24 protein-coding genes and 1 tRNA gene are annotated in these 19361 nt (G+C 66.0%); 19 read left to right on the forward strand and 6 right to left on the reverse strand.

The window, feature by feature from the left end:
• Positions 1-167: 167 nt before the first annotated feature.
• From DID98_RS07100 to DID98_RS07110, 3 genes are read left to right on the forward strand one after another with little or no spacing between them, the layout of a single operon-like run.
• Complete coding sequence (locus DID98_RS07100; protein ID WP_044845071.1) at positions 168-665, forward strand: heme-degrading domain-containing protein; 498 nt, start codon at positions 168-170, stop codon at positions 663-665.
• 3 nt (positions 666-668) lie between these two features.
• A complete protein-coding gene (locus DID98_RS07105) occupies positions 669-1007 on the forward strand; it encodes a multidrug efflux SMR transporter (RefSeq protein WP_044845070.1) in 339 nt (112 codons plus the stop codon).
• A gap of 31 nt (positions 1008-1038) precedes the next feature.
• Entirely contained in the window at positions 1039-2187 is a 1149-nt protein-coding gene (locus DID98_RS07110; protein WP_124485689.1) for an enoyl-CoA hydratase/isomerase family protein, read from the forward strand.
• Between the two features lie 117 nt (positions 2188-2304).
• Here DID98_RS07110 and DID98_RS07115 read toward each other — a convergent pair whose 3' ends face one another.
• On the reverse strand, positions 2305-2733 hold the full coding sequence (locus DID98_RS07115; protein ID WP_044845068.1) for a hypothetical protein: 429 nt from the start codon (positions 2731-2733) through the stop codon (positions 2305-2307).
• Between the two features lie 341 nt (positions 2734-3074).
• Here DID98_RS07115 and ssuD point away from each other — a divergent pair, with 341 nt between their 5' ends.
• From ssuD to DID98_RS07160, 9 genes are all read left to right on the forward strand, one after another.
• The gene (gene ssuD / locus DID98_RS07120; RefSeq protein ID WP_044845067.1) at positions 3075-4232 is read left to right on the forward strand and encodes an FMNH2-dependent alkanesulfonate monooxygenase; all 1158 of its coding nucleotides are present in this window, start codon (positions 3075-3077) and stop codon (positions 4230-4232) included.
• A gap of 16 nt (positions 4233-4248) precedes the next feature.
• On the forward strand, positions 4249-5061 hold the full coding sequence (ssuC, locus tag DID98_RS07125; RefSeq protein ID WP_044845066.1) for an aliphatic sulfonate ABC transporter permease SsuC: 813 nt from the start codon (positions 4249-4251) through the stop codon (positions 5059-5061).
• Positions 5058-6017, forward strand: a complete 960-nt coding sequence (locus DID98_RS07130) for an ATP-binding cassette domain-containing protein (RefSeq protein WP_124485688.1) — start codon at positions 5058-5060, stop codon at positions 6015-6017. The genes ssuC and DID98_RS07130 overlap by 4 nt, the downstream gene beginning before the upstream one ends.
• A gap of 57 nt (positions 6018-6074) precedes the next feature.
• Entirely contained in the window at positions 6075-6290 is a 216-nt protein-coding gene (locus DID98_RS07135; RefSeq protein ID WP_006400187.1) for a molybdopterin-binding protein, read from the forward strand.
• 141 nt (positions 6291-6431) lie between these two features.
• Positions 6432-6629 (forward strand): hypothetical protein, encoded by a 198-nt coding sequence (locus DID98_RS07140; RefSeq protein ID WP_044845064.1) that lies wholly within the window; start codon positions 6432-6434, stop codon positions 6627-6629.
• Between the two features lie 55 nt (positions 6630-6684).
• Positions 6685-6939: a hypothetical protein gene (locus DID98_RS07145; RefSeq protein WP_124485687.1), complete on the forward strand. Its 255-nt coding sequence runs from the start codon at positions 6685-6687 to the stop codon at positions 6937-6939.
• Between the two features lie 126 nt (positions 6940-7065).
• A complete protein-coding gene (dusA, locus tag DID98_RS07150; RefSeq protein WP_044845062.1) occupies positions 7066-8052 on the forward strand; it encodes a tRNA dihydrouridine(20/20a) synthase DusA in 987 nt (328 codons plus the stop codon).
• A 59-nt stretch (positions 8053-8111) separates the two neighbouring features.
• Positions 8112-8187: transfer RNA gene (locus DID98_RS07155), tRNA-His, on the forward strand.
• 574 nt (positions 8188-8761) lie between these two features.
• Positions 8762-9322 carry a GNAT family N-acetyltransferase gene (locus tag DID98_RS07160; protein ID WP_124570446.1) on the forward strand — a complete coding sequence of 187 codons (561 nt, stop codon included), beginning with the start codon at positions 8762-8764 and terminating at the stop codon, positions 9320-9322.
• Positions 9323-9341: 19 nt separating this feature from the next.
• On the opposite strand, the gene DID98_RS07165 is transcribed toward DID98_RS07160, so the two are convergent.
• The gene (locus DID98_RS07165; RefSeq protein ID WP_044845051.1) at positions 9342-9806 is read right to left on the reverse strand and encodes a plasmid fertility inhibition factor family protein; all 465 of its coding nucleotides are present in this window, start codon (positions 9804-9806) and stop codon (positions 9342-9344) included.
• A gap of 344 nt (positions 9807-10150) precedes the next feature.
• Between DID98_RS07165 and DID98_RS07170 the strand changes: the two genes are divergently transcribed.
• Together DID98_RS07170 and DID98_RS07175 are read left to right on the forward strand one after the other, a co-directional pair.
• Positions 10151-10567 (forward strand): hypothetical protein, encoded by a 417-nt coding sequence (locus DID98_RS07170; protein ID WP_124570447.1) that lies wholly within the window; start codon positions 10151-10153, stop codon positions 10565-10567.
• Positions 10568-10765: 198 nt separating this feature from the next.
• Positions 10766-11386 (forward strand): hypothetical protein, encoded by a 621-nt coding sequence (locus tag DID98_RS07175; RefSeq protein WP_185640834.1) that lies wholly within the window; start codon positions 10766-10768, stop codon positions 11384-11386.
• A 417-nt stretch (positions 11387-11803) separates the two neighbouring features.
• Here DID98_RS07175 and DID98_RS07180 read toward each other — a convergent pair whose 3' ends face one another.
• The gene (locus tag DID98_RS07180) at positions 11804-12547 is read right to left on the reverse strand and encodes a DUF695 domain-containing protein (RefSeq protein WP_044845048.1); all 744 of its coding nucleotides are present in this window, start codon (positions 12545-12547) and stop codon (positions 11804-11806) included.
• 201 nt (positions 12548-12748) lie between these two features.
• On the opposite strand from DID98_RS07180, the gene DID98_RS07185 reads away from it, so the two are divergent.
• The 3 genes from DID98_RS07185 to DID98_RS07195 all read left to right on the forward strand — a co-directional run bounded on the left by DID98_RS07185 (position 12749) and on the right by DID98_RS07195 (position 14446).
• On the forward strand, positions 12749-13057 hold the full coding sequence (locus DID98_RS07185) for a hypothetical protein (RefSeq protein ID WP_044845154.1): 309 nt from the start codon (positions 12749-12751) through the stop codon (positions 13055-13057).
• A 262-nt stretch (positions 13058-13319) separates the two neighbouring features.
• Positions 13320-13793 carry a VOC family protein gene (locus DID98_RS07190; protein ID WP_124485551.1) on the forward strand — a complete coding sequence of 158 codons (474 nt, stop codon included), beginning with the start codon at positions 13320-13322 and terminating at the stop codon, positions 13791-13793.
• 434 nt (positions 13794-14227) lie between these two features.
• Positions 14228-14446, forward strand: coding sequence for a hypothetical protein (locus DID98_RS07195; RefSeq protein WP_124485550.1), 219 nt, complete (start codon positions 14228-14230; stop codon positions 14444-14446).
• Positions 14447-14624: 178 nt separating this feature from the next.
• Here the strand turns inward: DID98_RS07195 and DID98_RS07200 are convergent, their stop codons facing one another.
• Both DID98_RS07200 and DID98_RS07205 read right to left on the reverse strand, forming a co-directional pair.
• Entirely contained in the window at positions 14625-15248 is a 624-nt protein-coding gene (locus DID98_RS07200; protein WP_124570448.1) for a phospholipase D family protein, read from the reverse strand.
• 418 nt (positions 15249-15666) lie between these two features.
• Positions 15667-16149 (reverse strand): helix-turn-helix domain-containing protein, encoded by a 483-nt coding sequence (locus tag DID98_RS07205; RefSeq protein ID WP_124570449.1) that lies wholly within the window; start codon positions 16147-16149, stop codon positions 15667-15669.
• A 169-nt stretch (positions 16150-16318) separates the two neighbouring features.
• Here DID98_RS07205 and DID98_RS07210 point away from each other — a divergent pair, with 169 nt between their 5' ends.
• The gene (locus DID98_RS07210) at positions 16319-16756 is read left to right on the forward strand and encodes a PaaI family thioesterase (RefSeq protein WP_124485548.1); all 438 of its coding nucleotides are present in this window, start codon (positions 16319-16321) and stop codon (positions 16754-16756) included.
• Positions 16757-16941: 185 nt separating this feature from the next.
• Positions 16942-17994, forward strand: a complete 1053-nt coding sequence (locus DID98_RS07215; RefSeq protein ID WP_124570450.1) for an NADP(H)-dependent aldo-keto reductase — start codon at positions 16942-16944, stop codon at positions 17992-17994.
• 60 nt (positions 17995-18054) lie between these two features.
• On the opposite strand, the gene DID98_RS07220 is transcribed toward DID98_RS07215, so the two are convergent.
• Complete coding sequence (locus DID98_RS07220) at positions 18055-19341, reverse strand: MFS transporter (protein WP_124485546.1); 1287 nt, start codon at positions 19339-19341, stop codon at positions 18055-18057.
• Positions 19342-19361: the final 20 nt, after the last annotated feature.

Here is a 19361-nt window from a genome sequence, read left to right on the forward strand (position 1 = left end):
TTTCTGATAATCGCGTTTCAGTCGCCGGCGGGACGCCGGCAGGGCCGGTACGGCAGGCGCGTGCGCTAGAATCGAGCGGTTTGCTTGTGTCGTTCACGCCTGCAGCGGAGAGTCGCGCGCGATCGCGTCGGTGCCGTTGCAACACTCACTACTGCATCCACGGATTCATGGACATCGCTCACGATCTGCAATCGATCGGCGCGCAGGAACAGGCGCTCGTGTTTCCCCATTTCGACCCGGCTCGTGCCTGGGCGCTCGGCAACCGGATGCATGCGCTCGCGACGTCGCGCGGCCATGCGATCGCGATCGACATCGTCACGTTCGGCCAGCCGCTGTTCTATGCGGCGCTCGCCGGCGCGACGCCCGACAACGCCGACTGGGTACGCCGCAAGCGCAACGTCGTCGCGCACTTCCGCCGCAGTTCGTATGCGATCGGCCTGCGCATGCAGCAGGCCGGCGCCACGCTCGCCGACAAGCACGGGCTGCCGATCTCCGACTATTCGCCGCACGGCGGCGCGTTTCCGCTGACCGTCGCGGGGGCCGGCGTGATCGGCTCGATCACCGCATCGGGGCTGCCGCAGCGCGCGGATCACGAGTTCGTTGTCGAAGCCCTGTGCGCCGAGCTCGGGCAGGACTATGCCGTGCTGGCACTTGCAAGGAGCTGAGCGATGCAGATTCCGGGTTACGCATGGCTCGCGATCGCGATCGTCGCGGAAGTGGTCGGCACGTCCGCGCTGCGCGCGGCGGACGGCTTCACGCGCTTCTGGCCGTCGGCGCTCGTCGTGGCCGGTTACGGCATCGCGTTCTACTGTCTGTCGCTCACGCTGCGCACGATGCCCGTCGGCATCATCTATGCGGTGTGGTCGGGGGCCGGCATCGTGCTGATCACGCTCGTCGCGATGCTGCTCTATCGCCAGGTGCCGGACCTGCCGGCCGTGATCGGCCTCGGGCTGATCGTCTCGGGCGTCGTGGTGCTGAACCTGTTCTCGAAGATGCAGGCGCACTGAGCGTGCGCCCGCGATACGCCGGATGGCTCACATGACCGATTCCACTGCCGCTTCCGCCGAAGCCGCCCAGCCCGACGTGCGCGCGTATGTCGCGAACCGCATCGGCTATCTCGAACTGAACCGGCCGAAGGCGCTGAATGCGCTGTCGGTGGGGATGATCCGACTGATGCAGCAGGCGCTCGATGCATGGCGCGACGACGCGGAGGTGACGGCCGTCGTCGTGCACAGCCCGCATCCGCGCGCGTTCTGCGCGGGCGGCGACGTGCGCTTCTTCCACGATGCGTGGCAGCGCGGCGATCGCGATGCGGTCGACACGTTCTTCATCGAGGAATACACGCTCAACCATACGATCTTCACCTATCCGAAACCGTACATCGCGTTGATGCACGGCGTCGTGATGGGCGGCGGCATGGGCATTTCGCAGGCGGCGCGACATACGGGCGGCCTGCGTGTGGTCACCGATTCGACGAAGATGGCGATGCCCGAAACGCGCATCGGCCTGTTCCCGGACGTCGGAATGAGCTGGTTCCTCGCGCGCACGCCGGGCGCGCTCGGCCGCTATCTCGCGGTGACCGGCGCGACGCTCGACGCGGCCGGCGCACTGTATGCGCAGCTCGCCGACGTATACCTGCCTGACGCCGCGCTGCCGGCGCTGCTCGATACGCTGCACGGCGCGCGGATCGACAGCGGCGCGCAGGCCGTCGCATGCGTGGCCGACGCAGCTGCCGCGCACAAGGTCGTGCCGACGCCCGACACGTCGGCGCTGGCCGACGCGCGCGCCGGGATCGACCGGCATTTCGCGCAGCCCGATATCGGCGCGATCCTGGCGTCGCTCGACGCCGAGCAGGATTGCGCGGCCATCGACGGATGGGTCGAGAAGGCGACCCACGCGATGCGCAGCCAGTTGTCGCCGCTGTCGATGGCCGTGTCGCTCGAAGTCGTCGAGCGCGCGCGCGGCGCGACGATGGCTGATTGCCTGCGGCGCGATCTCGACCTCACGCGTTCGACGTTCGCGCACGGCGACGTGATCGAAGGCGTGCGCGCGCTGATCGTCGACAAGGATCAACAGCCGGTCTGGCGTTTCAAGTCGACGGCCGATATCGACCGGGCCGACGTGCTCGCGATGTTCGACAGCCCGTGGACGCCTGACACGCATCCGCTGCGCAACCTGAAGGACTGACGCGCGCGGTATCGAAGCGAAAAGCAAAAAGGCCGCTTGCATGTGCAGGCGGCCTTTCCGTTTGCGGATGCCGATCCGGCTCGGCGGCAGGGCCGGGGCCTCGCCGCAAGCCGTGCGTCATTCGTCGCCGGCGTCGTCCGACATGAACGCGCGCATGAACACCAGCGCACCGAAACCCCACACCGCGTTTGCCGCGAAACCGGCGGCGAGCACCGGCATCATGTTGCCCGACGGCCAGATCCCGCGCAGCGGATCGATCGCGAACACACGGGCGGCCGTCAGCACGATGCCGCCGAACACCAGCGCGCCGATCCACGGCGCTTCGCGCTCCGGCGACACGCGCAGCAGCCACGCCATCGGGATCGCGCAGCACGCGCTGATCAGCGCGTTCGCGACAAATTCAGGAATGCCGAGCGGCGCGAAAGGTTGCGTGGAGAATCCGGCTGCGGCGATCAGGTCGGCCGTATGCAGGAGCGCGAGCGTCGCTTCGCGAAAGAAGAGGGCGGCCAGGAAGCCGGACAGGAACGGCAGGATGACTTTCTGCATCGGTGAGCGTATTGCAGGCGCGGCCGGCCGGGGCCGTCCGCGCGAAGTTGTTCGGATAGGTGCGTCATTATAGGGCCCGGCCGATGCGATATTCGCTGGAGCGTCGCGCTAATCACGAAAGCGGAAAACCTAAGCTCAAAAAAATCGTTCCAAAGCCCTGCACCGATCCATAGACTGATTTCCCAGAAACAGCCGTGCAATCGCGTACTCGTCCGCGGCACGGCCTGACCGGCGAGCCATCCCGATTCGAATGCACACCATGCATGCGTCGCTGATTCGCGACGCGAGCAGGGCTTCGTTTTATCCAGATTCCGGCAAGGACAGTCAAGCAGGAGCAGCAGATGAATGTTTTCTGGTTTATTCCCACGCACGGCGACAGCCGTTATCTCGGCACCGCCGAAGGCGCGCGCGCCGCGGATTACGACTATTTCAAGCAGATCGCCGTCGCGGCCGACACGCTCGGCTACGAAGGCGTGCTGCTGCCGACCGGCCGTTCCTGCGAGGATGCGTGGGTCGTTGCGTCGAGCCTGATTCCGGCGACGCAGCGTCTGAAGTTCCTGGTCGCCGTGCGTCCCGGCATCGCATCGCCCGGTCTCGCGGCGCGGATGGCCGCGACGTTCGACCGCCTGTCGGGCGGCCGCCTGCTGATCAACGTCGTGACGGGCGGCGACGCCGCCGAACTCGAAGGCGACGGGCTGTTCGCGGATCACGATACGCGCTACGAGATCACCGACGACTTCCTGAACATCTGGCGCGGACTGCTGTCCGCCTCGCACGATAACGGCGGCTTCGACTACATCGGCAAGCACCTTCAGTCGAAGGGCGGCAAGGCGCTGTATCCGCCCGTGCAGCGCCCGCATCCGCCGCTGTGGTTCGGCGGATCGTCGCCGGCCGCGCACGCGATCGCCGCGGATCACATCGACACCTACCTGACCTGGGGCGAGCCGCCCGAGGCCGTCGCGAAGAAGATCGCAGACATCCGCGCCCGCGCCGAGGCGCGTGGCCGCAAGATCAAGTTCGGCATCCGCCTGCACGTGATCGTGCGCGAGACCGAGGACGAGGCGTGGCGCGATGCCGACCGCCTGATCAGCCGTCTCGACGACGAGACGATCGCCCGCGCGCAGCAGGCATTCGCGAACATGGATTCGGAAGGCCAGCGCCGGATGGCCGCGCTGCACGGTGGCAAGCGCGGCGGCCGCGAGGCGCTCGAGGTGTATCCGAACCTGTGGGCCGGTGTCGGTCTCGTGCGCGGCGGCGCGGGTACCGCGCTCGTCGGCAACCCCGAGCAGGTCGCGGAACGCATGCGCGAATACGCGGATCTCGGCATCGAGACGTTCATCCTGTCCGGCTATCCGCACCTCGAGGAGTCGTACCGCTTCGCCGAGCTCGTGTTCCCGCTGATCAAGGGCAAGGGCGCGGCGCGTCCGTCCGGCCCGCTGTCGGGGCCGTTCGGCGAGATCGTCGGCAACAACTATCTGCCGAAGGCGAGCCAGAGCTGAACGAAGGAGGCCTGCGATGACAACGAAAACGTCGACGACGGGCGCCGCCGTGGCCGCCCGCGCCTGGCGCGGCATCGCGCCGTGGCTCGTGCCGCTCGCGCTGCTGGCCGCATGGGAGGTCGGCGCGCGCGTCGGCTGGCTGTCGACCCGCGTGCTGCCCGAGCCGCTGGCGGTCGTGCGTGCCGCGTGGTCGCTCGTGACGTCGGGCGAGATGTGGGCGAACGTGAAGGTCAGTACCTGGCGCGCGCTGTTCGGCTTCGCGATCGGCGGCGGCGTGGGTCTCGCGCTCGGGCTCGCGACCGGCCTGTCGAAAGCGGCGGAGGTCGCGCTCGATTCGACGATCCAGATGATCCGCAACATCCCCGCGCTCGCGATGATTCCGCTCGTGATCCTGTGGTTCGGCATCGACGAGAAGGCGAAGCTGTTCCTCGTTTCGCTTGGCGTGTTCTTCCCGGTTTACATCAACACGTATCACGGGATCCGCTCGGTCGACGCGAACCTGATCGAGATGGCGAAGAGCTATGGCGTGCGCGGCTTCGCGCTGTATCGCGACGTGATCCTGCCCGGCGCATTGCCGTCGATTCTCGTCGGCGTGCGCTTCGCGCTCGGGCTGATGTGGGTGATGCTGATCGTCGCGGAAACGATCTCCGCGCAATCGGGCATCGGCTACATGACGATGAACGCGCGCGAATTCCTGCAAACCGATGTGGTGGTGGTCGGCATCCTGCTGTATGCGGTGCTCGGCAAGCTGGCCGATGTGCTGGCGAAATGGATCGAGCGCGTGACGCTGCGCTGGCACCCCGCTTATCAATCAGGAGCAAAGGCATGAATGCGACGACTTCGGCGGCCGCCTACGGCCCGCTCGCCGGCGCAGACCTCGAGGCCGAACTGGTACAGGCGCGCGTGACGGACGACGACGCACGCGATGCGGTGATCGTCGATCGGGACGGCGGTGCATCCGTCGTTCCGCTCGCGCGGCGGCGCGCGGGCAGCCCGGCAGCCGACGACGCGGTGACGCTGTCGGGCGTCAGCAAGCGCTTCGGCACGCGCACCGTGCTCGACAACGTCGAACTCGGCATCGCGCGCGGCAGCTTCGTCGCGATCGTCGGCCGCAGCGGCTGCGGGAAATCCACGCTGCTGCGTCTCGTCGCGGGGCTCGAGGCGCCGAGCAGCGGTGCGCTCGTGACGCGCGGCGAGGGTGGCGGCACGCTCGACACCCGGATCATGTACCAGGATGCGCGACTGCTGCCGTGGAAGACCGTGCTGCAGAACGTGATGCTGGGCCTGGGCCGCGGGGCACGCGATCAGGCGCGCGCGGTGCTCGACGAAGTCGGGCTGCTCGAGCGCGCGAATGACTGGCCCGCCCAGCTGTCGGGCGGCCAGCGGCAGCGCGTCGCGCTCGCCCGCGCGCTCGTGCACCGGCCGCAATTGCTGCTGCTCGACGAGCCGCTCGGTGCGCTCGACGCGCTGACCCGCATCGAGATGCATGCGCTGATCGAGCGCTTGTGGCGCGAGCATCGGTTCACCGCGCTGCTCGTCACGCACGACGTGCAGGAAGCCGTCGCACTCGGCGACCGGATCCTGTTGATCGAGCAAGGGCGCGTCGCCCTCGATCAGTCCGTTCCGCTCGACCGGCCGCGTGCGCGCGCGTCGGCCGCATTCGCGGCGCTGGAAGACCGTGTGCTGCAACGCGTACTCGCCGGCGGGCCGGGTGGGGGCGAGCAGGGTGCGGTGCCTGAGGTGGAGCACGTACGACCGGTCGGGCAGATTCGCTGGGCCGTTTAAATCCGGGCGGCACCGGCCGCCCGTTCTCAGACTTTTTTCTTCGGAGCGATCAACCCGATGAGCATCACTGCAATCAACGTGCGTAACCAGTTCAAAGGCAAGGTGAAGGAGATCATTCGCGGGCCCGTGGTGTCCGAGGTCGACGTCGAGACGCCGTTCGGCATCGTCACGTCGGTGATCACGACGCGCTCGGTCGACGAACTCGAACTGAAGGTCGGCGCGGAAGTCGTCGCGCTCGTGAAATCCACCGAGGTGTCGATCGCGCGCCTTTGAGCGCGTTTCCGGTGCAGGGCGCCGCGGGCGGGCCGTCTGGCCGTCCGCGGCGCCCCTGTTTCATGGTCGAGCGTTTGCCTCGGTATTCGGCGTCAGGACGAAGTGCTAGGATGGAACGACACCGACGCCGGAGGCCAACGCATGACCCCCATCCTTTCTCCCGAAGCCATCGTGGCGCTGAAGTGGATCGACCAGTTCGGCGACAGCCGGCCGGTCCCTGCCGCGTTCGACGACGTCGTCTATGCGTTGCTGAACGAAGGGCTGATCTACCAGGCGGCGGCCGACCGTGTCGACCTGACCGCCGATGGCAAATCCGTTTTGTCCAACGAATACGATTGAGCACACGGCGCCGGCCGCCGCGGCGGCCTGGCGCCGTGTCGCCACGGAGCGAGCGATGGAACCGAGAGGCAGCGATCTCGGCGATTTCAGCGAGCCGTACCGCGGCTACGAGATCGAGGTGAAGACCGAGCAGGTGTGGGACGGCGAGCATGCGCACTACCGCGTGCTGCAGGGTTCGGCCGTGCGGATCGACTGGCGGCTCGTGAAAGTCGACGGGATGCTGCTGACCGAACGGCGCGTGATCGAGCGCGTGCTCGACGAGGCGCGGCGGGCCGTCGACGTCGAACTGGGCGATGGCGGGCCGGTCTAGTCAGGCTGCCGGGCCGGCTTGGTCGCGTTGCGGTAAAATGTCGGGTTGTTTCCCGCGCCGCTTGCTGCCCCGAATTCCATGTCCGTACCGTCCTCGCTTCCTCCCCGCCGCGTTTCCGTGGCCCCGATGCTCGACTGGACCGACCGTCATTGCCGGTCGTTCCATCGCACGCTGACGCGCGACACGTGGCTGTATACGGAAATGATCACGACGGGCGCGCTGCTGTTCGGCGACGCCCAGCGGCATCTCGCGTTCACGCCGAACGAATCGCCGGTCGCGCTGCAACTGGGCGGCAGCGAACGGGACGATCTCGCGCGCGCCGCGAAACTCGGCGAGCAGTGGGGCTACGACGAGATCAACCTGAATTGCGGCTGCCCGTCCGAGCGCGTGCAGCGCGGTGCGTTCGGCGCGTGCCTGATGAACGAGCCGCAACTCGTTGCCGACTGCGTGAAGGCGATGCGCGATGCGGTGTCGGTGCCGGTCACGGTCAAGCACCGGATCGGTGTCGACGCGGTCGAGGATTATGCGTTCGTGCGGGACTTCGTCGGCACGGTGGCGGAGGCCGGCTGCGAAACGTTCGTGGTGCACGCGCGCAATGCGATCCTGAAGGGGCTCTCGCCGAAGGAGAACCGCGAGATCCCGCCGCTCAAGTACGACTATGCGTATCAGCTGAAGCGCGATTTCCCGTCGCTGGAGATCGTGATCAACGGCGGGATCAAGACGCTCGACGAAGTCGCGCAGCATCTCGAGCACGTGGACGGCGTGATGCTCGGCCGCGAGGCTTATCACAACCCGTATGTGCTCGCGGGTGTCGATGCGCGCTTCTACGGGTCGACTGCGGCGGTGCCGACGCGCGAAGAGGCCGAGGCGAAACTGATCGAGTACTGCGCGGCGGAACTGAAGCGCGGCACGTATCTCGGCGCGATCGTGCGGCATGCTCTCGGGCTCTATCGTGGCGTCGCGGGTGCGCGCGGCTGGCGTCGTGTGCTGTCCGACAACAAGAAGCTCGCGCGCGGCGATCTGGCCGTGTTCGACGAGGCGCGCACGCATCTGAACGATGCCGAAGAAATTTTTGAAAAAAATGCTTTGCAAGACGGAAAAGTCTTCGTATAATCTTGTTCTTCGCTGCTGAACACGAAACGAAGCAGCGAAGAAACAAAGCAGTATCAGTGGTGGCTGTAGCTCAGTTGGTAGAGTCCAGGATTGTGATTCCTGTTGTCGTGGGTTCGAGTCCCATCAGCCACCCCAAAATTCTCAAACAAAACAGGCGCTTCGGCGCCTGTTTTGTTTTGTGCGGAAAATTCGATGCGATTGCATCGATTCGAGCCGCGCCATTTCCAGAGCGTTCTGCTCGCCGTTCATCCATTTCGCGTCAGCCGACGAAAGCCGTTTCGATACCGAGACTGCGCGCCGAGTCACGTCAATCGCGCGTGGCCGATCCATCGAGCGGCCGCTGCTCATGAGCCCCGCGAAGCGAAGCGGCGACCGGCTTCGCTCATCGTCTCGCAGATTGGCGGATTAAACCAATGACTTGGCACGAGCCGCCAATGCTTAATAGTCTTACATTCATGTAATGTATCGATTCCTCGTGCCCTTAGCTTTGCAGGGCCGTTCGGTCCCGACGCCCCGGAAGGCGTCGGGACATTTTTTTGGCGGCGCTGCTGTCGAGGAATTGGAGAAAGCGGCAGGCGTCACGGTGCATTAAGCGATGACCACGGCATGACGCGCACTGCCGCATGCGACTCCCTGTGCAACCCGCCGTTGAAACATCGCGATTGCTACACTTTCCCTGCCTCCATCGCACAACGAGAGCGACCCTCGCATGCCGGAAAACCGCACCATCACGCTGCGCAACGCGACACCACACGACGCGGAACACATCGCTCGCTTGCACACGCTGAGCTGGCAGAACGCCTATAGCCATATCCTGCCGGCGGCCTATCTCGCCGATGAGGTGCCGACGGAGCACGCGACGCGGTGGCGAAACTATTTCGACCGCGCCGAAGCGGAGTGGGGCCTCGTGCTGATCGCCGAGTCCGACGGGGCGCCGGTCGGTTTCGTCAGCGCCGAAAGGCCGGTCGATCCGGCGCGCGGCGTCCTGCTCGATTGCCTTCATGTGCATCCCGCGCATCACGGAAGCGGTACCGGCAAGCGCATGATCGAAGCCGTTCGCGCATGGGCCCGCCATATCGGCGAGGACAAGGTTCATCTTTCGGTACTCGACGGCAACGTCCGCGCGATTGGCTTCTACGAGCACAACGGCTGGCGGTTGGCAGGCGTCGAAACCAGCTTCATCGGCCGCACGGAGGTCGCCGACCGGATCTACGTGATCGATGCCGGCACCGAACCCCAAGGTGGCACGCTGCACGACCGATGCCGCTGAAGATGAGGCGGCGCGTCCGTTACTCGCCGCAATACCGCACGAGCAAATCCGCCTCGGTTTCATGCACCTCGACAGGCAGGCTCGTTGCCCCTGCAAACGCCAGATAGCGCGCGCGATGCTGACCGTTCCGGAACGACGCGATGCCGACTTTCGACAGGCCCGGAAGGCCAAGCAGCGTCCGCGTTCTCGTCTCGCGAAACGTGATGAAGGGCATGTCGGGAATCCGGGCTTCGGCCGGATCGAGGAAATCGCGGATGCCGGCGGCCTTGCCGGGCGCCCAGTATTGAACCGACGGCAGCACATAGTCGGTCGTGTCGCGATCTGCGCACGCGAGCAGCTTCGCCAGGTCGACCGTCACGACGCGATGCCGCGAGTCGTCGGACGCGAATACCCGTTTGAGATGTGTATAGGCATAGGCGGGGTGTCCCGGAAGCTGGATGATCCAGACATCGACGCCGTCATGTTGTGCCCGAGCGACTGTCATTGTTTCCTTGGGTGGGGCAAGCGTTTTTTGTGGCGGGAGTGTAACAGCGCGGCTGCGGCTGCGGCTGCGGCTGCGGCCGCGGAGCACGCGGATACCCGGAATCGAGCCGGCGCAATCATGCGCGAAAGAATGCGGCACGGAATCGATCACGCAACGGGTTTCGGTTACTGGACGGGTGCGGCCATGCATTTTCAGTCGCGGTCGACAGCTTGCGAGAATATCGCGATACTGCCTGTCTGCATGACGCGCGGTCCGGAATTCACACAAGATTCACGCGGCGCGTGAAACCGGACTGGCGCGGCACATCGATAAGAACCGAGAGAGCGGAGTGGCCGCAGAAAATCATGTCGCCTGAACTTGAGATCGAATATCTCGATTACCGCTTCACAGCGACGCTCGAAACCCGGGAAACGGGGCGGGTCGCCGTGACCGAATGGCAACTGGATTCCGTTTCCCGAAGCAAGACGCTCGCGTGGGTCGTGTTCGACCGTTTTCTGAAGCGCAACGACTTCGCCGACGAGGACGACGCGCGCGCCAGTATCGTCGACTGGCTGGAGCAACTGGTCAGCCCGCGGGGCGCGCCGCTCGTCGAAATCCCAGCCGCGAAGGCGGTCGCAGCAGGTGCTGCCGCTGGTACCGCCAGTGCGGTCGCCAGCGATTCTTCAGTCGAAGAAACCATCAGCGACGTCGTCGTCGAAATCGCCAGCGATCTCGACTGGATCGACATGATTGCGGAATGGTTCACGGACGGCCCGGCGTAGCGTCGGGTTCGCGCCGCTCCATCCAGAAATCCAGAAAAAGTGGGTTAGGTCGTGAAACGTCGTTTCACGAAAATCCGGAGAAAAAGCGCGGATTCACGGAAAAGCGCATCACGCTGCTTTGACGATGCATGCGCGATACCGGAGACTGGCGCGATTTAAAAATCGCCGATATAAATCAAAAAAATCCGGACTCGAAACATGAAAAGAAGAACGCTGCTGACCGCCGGCACGATCGTCGCTGCCACCGGTCTGGCAGGATGTACCGCGATGCTGTTCGAAAACGGCCGATACGAAGAGACGGTCGATCGATTCCTCGTCAGCGAGGACGGCAAGAAATTCGTCGTGCTGGGCAACCAGTATCACTACATCTTCGACATGCCCGCGCATCTCGGCGCCGTGCTGGCCTCGTCCTACCGGAAGTCGATCGAGGCGGCGCTCCATGGATTCGTCGCACAGGGCAGCAAGATCTCGGGCGAATACCGGCTCGTGCTTTCCCGTGCCGGCATGACGGATGACGATTGGGCGCGTGCGCAGGCGGACGGCTTTACGACGTCCCGTCAAGGCGAGCTGAGCATGGAAGGCGCGCTGAATGGTTCGCGCTATCGGGCCGACGGGTTTGAGCAGGGCAAGACGTGGTCGTCGTTTTCCCATACCTACACGATCGAGGTCGACGATCGCCTGACGAAGGGCGACAAGGCCGTTCGCGTGCTCGCGACGCCGGTCACGCTGGCGGCCGACGGCGTGATGATGATCGGGGCCGTCGTGTTGTTCCCGGTGATCGTCGCGGTCGCCGCGCCACTCGCCGGCGTCGCGCGCTGACCGCGACGTGCCGCGTGCGGTGCCGGCGCGTGCGGGCTTTCCGGTTGAAAGGGTGAGTTGCCGCACAGACGGTCGCACGGGCCACGATGACAATCTGGCCGGTTGACCGTTCTACCCCGGCCCGGTCAACCGTTACCCCGCTCGCTCGCGCAGGAGCGGGGGCTTTTTGGCCGCACGACGCATGCAAGCCGCGTCGGCGGAACCGGACAGGCGTTCGGCAGACGATGTTTCGCGTCCCGGCATCCGTTCGCCTGATCCGCATGAATCGCATTCCTCGTGCGTGAGCGATCGCTTGGGGCCGATCGCCGGTCGCGGCCGGCGATGCCTGGGGCCCGGCGGTACGCGGTCGCGCCGCCGGGATGCTTTGGGCCTGAAGCCGCCACCGTCCGATCGCTCGTCACGCGCGTGTCAGCGCAATCAGCCTGCCTGCTCGACGCTGGTTTCCCAGCCATCGTATTCGCCGCCGAGCGAGTGCACCTCGCGATTGATCTCGAGTGTATGGTGCGTGATGTCGGCCAGCACCGTCGTGCCTTCGTGCGCGAACCGCACGGCCGATTTGCCGTCCTCGGTGGGCGCGACCGATTCGACCAGATAGCCTTTCGACTCGGCCCAGTCGGCGAACTGGTGCGCGTCGCTGGGGTCCGGGAAGTAGGCCCAGTGCATCACGCGCCGGCTCACGTCGCTCACGTCGCCTTTCTGCCGCAGCGCCTCGAGCACGCGCATGTCGCGCATCAGTTGCCAGTCGTCGTCGGTCGGGTAGAGCGTGCGCCAGTACGTTTCCTTGTCCGGATCGTCCTGATAGGCGTACTGAAGTGCGTAGGTCGTCTGTTCGGCCAGCGAGTCGACGATCTCGCCCGCGGCGGCTTCGTCGAACGGCACGTAGAACAGGAAATCCTGGTTGCCGTCGACCGTGATGCGGCCGACCTGCACGCCGTTTTTCGCGGTCACCGCGGCGTCCAGCAGATCCTCGATCTTCGTGAGATCGGCGAATTCGTCACCGCTCGGCAGGCCGTCGGGCGTCGGATGCGCAAGGGTGACGCGCACGCTGAGCAGCGACGTGCGCGGGTCGCTTTCGGCGATTTCCGCGAAGCCGTGATTGAAGCTGATGAAGGCCTGATGGTCGCCCATTCTGGCAGGGAAGGTTCCCCAGGCGTCGGTCATGTGTTTCTCCCGTGCACGATTGTCTGTTGACGGTTGCAAAGCGTCCCAATGTATCATCGAAAATCGCGTTGGCCGAAGCTGCGTGCCTGGGTGATCGCGCGTCCGGCGGGTCCGGTGGCGATCGAACGCGTGCTGTCGCGCCATCGCCGGTTTCCATCGTCGGGCGTTCGCCCGGCCGCAACCGTTTCGAAGGAGATTCCGATGTCGATGTTCGCGGTGAATGGTGTCCGAATCGATGTGCGCAGTGCGCGTGTGACGCACGTGCGCTGGGCAGCTGTCAATCCGGCGGACCGGTCGTGGGCGGCGACGCCGAGCGAGGCGTCGGTGGCGGAAGTGGCACGTGCGCTCGCGGCCGGCAACGACGTTCGCGCCGTATTTGACGAAGCGGACGGCACAGCGGTGGGGCCGCGGCTGAAGCGCGTGCTGTATCGCGACGCGTCGGAGGGGATCGAACTCGACATCGATGCGACGAGCGAGTCGCGCACGTTGCGCGACCTTCCGCAGATCTGAGCGGCGATCGGTGCGTGTTCCCACGAGCCGTGCCATCGCGCACGAGGCCATGCCCGGATGTGCGATCGCCCCATTGGACGTCGCCCCCTGCCTGATGCTCGCGCGTTGTCGGGCCGAACCTGTTCCGGCACCTGTCGCGAACAAAAAAATGTCGTCCGGCGTGTCGATTTCCGTCGAGTCCGTCCGTCGTAGCATCGGAGGCGTGCGCATCGTGCGTCCGTCCCGATTTCCGACACGACAACCGACTGAAGGAGCGACACCCATGACCACATCCGTCAATCCGATCCCGGAAGGGATGCGCACGCTGACGCCGCATCTGATCTGCGCCGGCGCCGCCGCAGCCATCGACTTCTACAAGCGCGCGTTCAACGCGACCGAACGGTTCCGCCTGCCGACCCCGGACGGCCGGCTCGCGCATGCATGCCTCGCAATCGGCGATTCGACGCTGATGCTCGTGGATGAAATGCCGGAGCACGGCGCACTCGGGCCGAAGACGCTGAAAGGCACGCCGGTCTGCCTGCACCTGTTCGTGCCGGACACCGATGCGGCGATCGCGCAGGCCGTCGCGGCCGGCGCGACAGTCACGATGCCGGCCGCCGACATGTTCTGGGGCGATCGCTATGGGCAAGTGGAGGATCCGTTCGGCCATCGCTGGTCGATCGCGACCCACCAGCGCGACCTGACGCCCGAGCAGATCGCGGAAGCGATGGCGAGCGCGCCGCCGTGCGGAGCCTGACCGGGCCGGGCGAATCCGGTTGAACGCGACTGAACGTGGCTCTTGGCCGCGCGTATCGGCGCGCGGCTCGTCCGCGTTCAGATGCCGGCGGCGTTGCTTCGCCGCTTGTCCGCGGATTCGTACCTGTGCCGATCGGCCGATCCGAGCCGGTCGGCGACCGCGCGATGCCGCGCGGGATCGTGTGTCGCTCGGCGCTCGCGCAAGCCGGGCGGCGTGCTTCGCTTCTGTCGATACCGCAACGCTCGACGAGCGCCCGTCGAGCAGCATCACGCATTCTCCATCGTGCTGCCACCACGCGTTGTAGCCGTGTCGATGCGATACGGACGCTTCACGCGTCGTGCGTTGCTGCCGGCCATGCAATTCAACGCCCAATGCTCAAGCTGTCCGACGTGATGCCGTAAACAGGGCAAGATCAATCGTTCATCTAACGCACCATGGTTCGAATTCTGTACGCGGGGTATCTCGCGTTGGCGCTGTATCTGCTCTATCCGATGGTCCAGAACACGTTGACCTTCAGTGCCGACTGCGTACTCGACGCGTTGCCTGGCGGTACGCGCGATCGGCCGAAGCCTTCGGCAAGCGATGCGCGTGCGCATGCCGGCCGGTGCGTCGCGGCCACGCAGATCGCCGAGCGCTCGCCCGACATCCACTGATTTCAACTGATTCCAGTGATCGCGGCGCCGTCATGTCCGGTGTGCAGGCCATTCGGCCAGGTTGATCGCCATGCAATGTGCGCCGATCATTGACGACATCACGACGCGGATGTGCGACGCCGACGCGCGTCGGCCGCGCCACACGCGAACGGCGCCCGCGATCGCGTGCGGCGAAGCGTCAGTACGACGAGCGGTACGGCGTGCCCTGGTCGAAGCGGCTTTGCCAATGCGCGAGGTAGCGCGACGCGAGTTGCGGATTGTTCCAGACCACGACGACGTTTTCGGAATTGCGGCTGGCTGCCGAAGCGCTGTAGTTGAACGAGCCCGTCTCGACATGTTCGGCATCGATCACGAGGTACTTGTCGTGGTGGATCGCATAGGCGTCGATCGTGCGCGTCGGAATGCCCGCGTTGACGAGCAGGTTCAGCGCCTGCTTGCTGCTCTTCGCGCGATTGCCCTTGTCGTCCACGACGACCGCGACATTCACGCCGCGTCGCTTCGCGGCGAGCAGCGCGCGCGTGACGGGCGGCGACGTGAACGAGTAGGCGGCCACGCGAATCGAGGTGCGCGCGGCGCCGATTGCCTTCAGCACGAGCGCCTCCGCACCGCCATCGGGCGAGAACGCCGATTCGACGGACTGCGTGGCGGGCGCTTCATGGGTCGGGGTCGGCAGCAGTTGCGCGATGAAGTCGAACGCCTGCTGCAGCAGCGATTCATTGTGCGTCTTGCCGAAGGCGGCGAAGGGTGTGGCGATGAGGGAAGCAGCGAGGCAGGCGGCGGCGAGGCGTTTGCGCGACAACATCTTGGACAGCGAATCTTTTTTGAGACAGCGGGCCGTGAGTGTAACGCAGACACGGCGGCGCGGTCACGCCCGGATGCGAATGGACGACAGCTGGATGGCTGTCTGCAGCGCCCGACGTGGTGATGTTCATCATGCCGCGCGGCGCCTGCATCGGCTCGGCGGTCGTGCCGGGTGACGGAAGTCGACGCGGTGCGCGCATGTGCGCAGACGGCACGGTCCCTGCGTGACGAACGGCACGCACGTGCGGGCGCAGGGGCAATGCGGCGTGCGATCGACGAGACGGGAACGGCAGACAGGGCGCGGCAACACGAACGATGCGCGTCGAGCGAAGACGCATGCAACACGCGCACGCATGATGGCCGCGCCGCGCTGTCATGGGCGTACCCATGTGCGTACGACCGGCGCTCAGCGCGACGCGTCAGGCATCGTGCGTTCCGGCCACCTCGTGCGCGACCCAGCCGGGCCCGGGTTCCGGCTGCACGTGGCGCGGGGCGAGCGGCTCACCGCACGCCGAGCACACCGCGACCGCATGCATCAGCTGGCCACAGGTGCGATGGCGCAACTGCACCGGCGGCCCCTGGCCGTCGTCCTTCCAGCGATCGCCCCAGGTCATCAGCGCGAGCAGGGCCGGGTACAGGTCGAGGCCTTTTTCGGTCAACCGGTATTCGAAGCGCGGCGGGCGTTCCTGATACGCGCGCTTGACCAGTACGCCTTCGTCGACGAGGCGCGCGAGCCGCTCGGCCAGTACGTGACGCGTGAGGCCCAGCTGCGTCTGGAATGCATCGAAGCGGCGGCAGCCGAGAAAGGCGTTGCGCAGGATCAGCATGGTCCAGCGATCGCCGAGCACGGCAAGCGTGCGCGCGACCGAGCAGTTCAGCGTACCGATGTCATCCCATTTCATGATCGAGTCTCGTGCGGCAGTTCAGCGAAGGAGCGGGTTCGATTATAGAACTGAGCTTCGGTTGCACCGGGCGCCGGCTGCATTGACAAGCCTGGCGCGCTTGTCAATAATCAGTTCCAATTTGGAACTTACTCGCGCGGCGACGCGCGTTCAATCAGGAGACAACCCGATGAATCCGCTTTCCCTGTCCGGTCTCGAACTGCTGCGCGCGGCGGCGGCAGGCGACGTGCCGCTCGCGTCGATCTCGGAGACGATGCCGATGCGGCCGCTGGGCGTCGAGCTCGGTTACGTGAAGTTTTCCGCGCGGGCGGACGGCCGGCACCTGAATCCGCTCGGCGGCGTGCACGGCGGATTCGCCGCGACGGTGCTCGACTCGGTCACGGGCTGCGCGGTGCATTCGATGCTCGACGCGGGCGTCGGCTACGGCACGGTCGACCTGCACGTGAAGATGCTGCGTCCCGTGCCGCGCGACGTCGACCTGATCGCCGAAGGGCGCGTGATTCACCTGTCGCGTTCGCTGGGCGTCGCCGAAGGCACGCTGAAAACGCCGGACGACAAGATCGTCGCGCATGCATCGGCGACCTGCTTCATTCAGCGGCCGCAGTAACGGGTGGCGTGGTGTCGTTACGCCCGGCGCCATCCACCGGACGACGCGCGCGAAGGCGGCCGTATCCGTATCGGCGAGGGCTGAACGCACATCGAAGGCCGCCTGTAAGTGAACGCATCGGCCATCTGAAGCATTCGCTTCAGTGTGATAGCGTTTCTGCTTTCCACTGACGCGACAGGAACAGCATGGAATACCGCACACTCGGCGATTCGGGCATCGAGGTCAGCCTGATCGGTCTCGGCACGATGACGTGGGGCGAGCAGAATTCGGAGCGCGACGCGCACGAGCAGATCGATTACGCGCTCGGGCAGGGCGTCACGCTGATCGATGCCGCGGAAATGTATCCGGTTCCCCCGAAGCCCGATACCCAGGGCCGCACCGAGCAGTACATCGGCACCTGGCTCGCGCGGCATCGTGCGCAGCGCGACCGCATCGTGCTCGCGACGAAGATCGCGGGCCCGGCGCGACAGCCGCACAATCCGCGCCATATTCGCGGCGAAGGCAACCAGTTCGACCGCAAGAACCTGACGGAGGCGCTCGACGGCAGCCTCAAGCGCCTGCAGACCGATTATGTCGACCTGTACCAGCTGCATTGGCCCGATCGCAGCACGACGACGTTCGGCCGCCCCGCGTATCCGTGGGTCGACGACGCGTATACGGTGCCGATCGAGGAAACGCTCGGCGTGCTCGCGGAATTCGTGAAGGCCGGCAAGATCCGCGCGATCGGCGTGTCGAACGAAACGCCGTGGGGCGTCGCGCAGTTCCTGCGCGCGGCCGAGAAGCTCGGGCTGCCGCGCATCGCGAGCATCCAGAATCCGTACAGCCTGCTGAACCGCACGTTCGAGAACGGCCTGTCCGAATTCACGCATCGCGACGGCATCGGCCTGCTCGCGTATTCGCCGCTCGCGTTCGGCTGGCTGTCCGGCAAGTACGAGAACGGCGCGCGTCCGGCCGGCGCGCGCATCACGCTGTTCGAGCGCTTCCAGCGTTACAGCAAGCCGCAGGCGGTCGAAGCGACGTCACGCTACGTCGCGCTTGCGCAGCGCCACGGGCTGTCGCCTGCGCAGCTCGCGCTCGCGTTCGTCAACAGCCGGCCGTTCGTGCGCAGCAACCTGGTCGGGGCGACATCGCTCGCGCAACTGAAGGAGAACATCGGCAGCATCGGCGTGAAGCTGTCCGACGAGATCCTCGCCGAGATCGACGCGCTGCACGAGCTGCAGCCGAATCCGGCGCCGTAGACGTCACGGTAAATGGCGCGCGGCACGGATGCCGCGCCGTCGTTTTGTTCGCGAGCGCGGTCAGCGCATCCCGAGCCGCGTGCGCGCGACCAGCAGAGCGATGAGACTCAACACGGCGCAACCGATCAGGTACAGCGCCGGCGACAGCCGGTTGCCGGTCGCGCTGATCAGCCACGTGATCACGAACGGCGCGAAGCCGCCGAACAGCGTGACGCCCGTGTTGTAGCTGACGGCGAGACCGGTCGCACGGGTCTGCGACGGAAACAGCTCGGCCATCAGCGCCGGCAGCGCGCCGCAGTACGTCGCCTTCAGCAGGCCGATCCAGATCAGCGCGGCGAGCATCGTCGCGAACGACGCGTGATGCGTGAGCCACGCGAACGTCGGCCAGACGGTGACGAGCATCAGCACGGCGGCTGCCGCCATCACGCGGATCCGTCCGGTGCGATCGGACAGGTGGCCGACGAGCGGCGTGACGAGCGTCAGCACGAAACCGGTCGCGAGCGTCGCCGCGAAGCCCGTCGATGCCGGCAGCCCGAGCTGCTTGATCGCGTACGTCGGCATGTACAGCACCATGTAGTTGATCGCGGTCGAGATCACGAGCACGCCGATCGACAGCAGCACGCGCATCTTCTGGTCCGCGAACAGTTCGCGCAAGGGCGCTTCCGAGCGCGCCTGCGTCTTGAACTCGATGCCTTCGTCGACGTAGCGGCGGATGTAGAGCCCGACCGGGCCGATCGCGAGGCCGAACAGGAACGGCACGCGCCAGCCCCAGCTTTCGAGTTGCGCGGTGCTCAGCGTCGACGTCAGCAGTGCACCGAAGCCCGATGCGAGCAGCGTCGCGAGACCCTGGCTCGCGAACTGCCAGCTCGACATGAAGCCGCGCCGCTGCGGCGCGTGTTCGACGAGGAACGCGGTCGAGCTCGCGAATTCGCCGCCGGCGGAAAAACCCTGCATCAGCCGCGACAGCATGATCCCGAGCGGCGCGAGGATGCCGATCGACGCATAGGTCGGCATCAGCGCGATCAGCAGCGTGCCGGCCATCATCATCGCGATCGACAGCAGCAGCGACGCCTTGCGGCCCGCGCGGTCCGCGTAGGCGCCGAGCACGAAGCCGCCGATCGGCCGGATCAGGTAGGACAGCCCGAACGTGCCGAGCGTGAGCAGCAGCGAGGTCGCCTCGCTCGTCGCGGGGAAGAACAGCTTGGCGATCGTCACCGCGAAGAAGCCGTAGACGATCAGGTCGAACCATTCGAGCGCGTTGCCGATCGACGCGGCGAAGATGATGCGGCGAATCTTCGCGGTGCTGGGGCGCGCGGCGTCCTGCGAGGTCAGGGTGGTCGTATTCATCGTGTGAGCAGTCCCGAGAA

The sequence above is a fragment of the Burkholderia sp. Bp8984 genome, assembly GCF_003853755.1.
Lineage (GTDB): Bacteria > Pseudomonadota > Gammaproteobacteria > Burkholderiales > Burkholderiaceae > Burkholderia.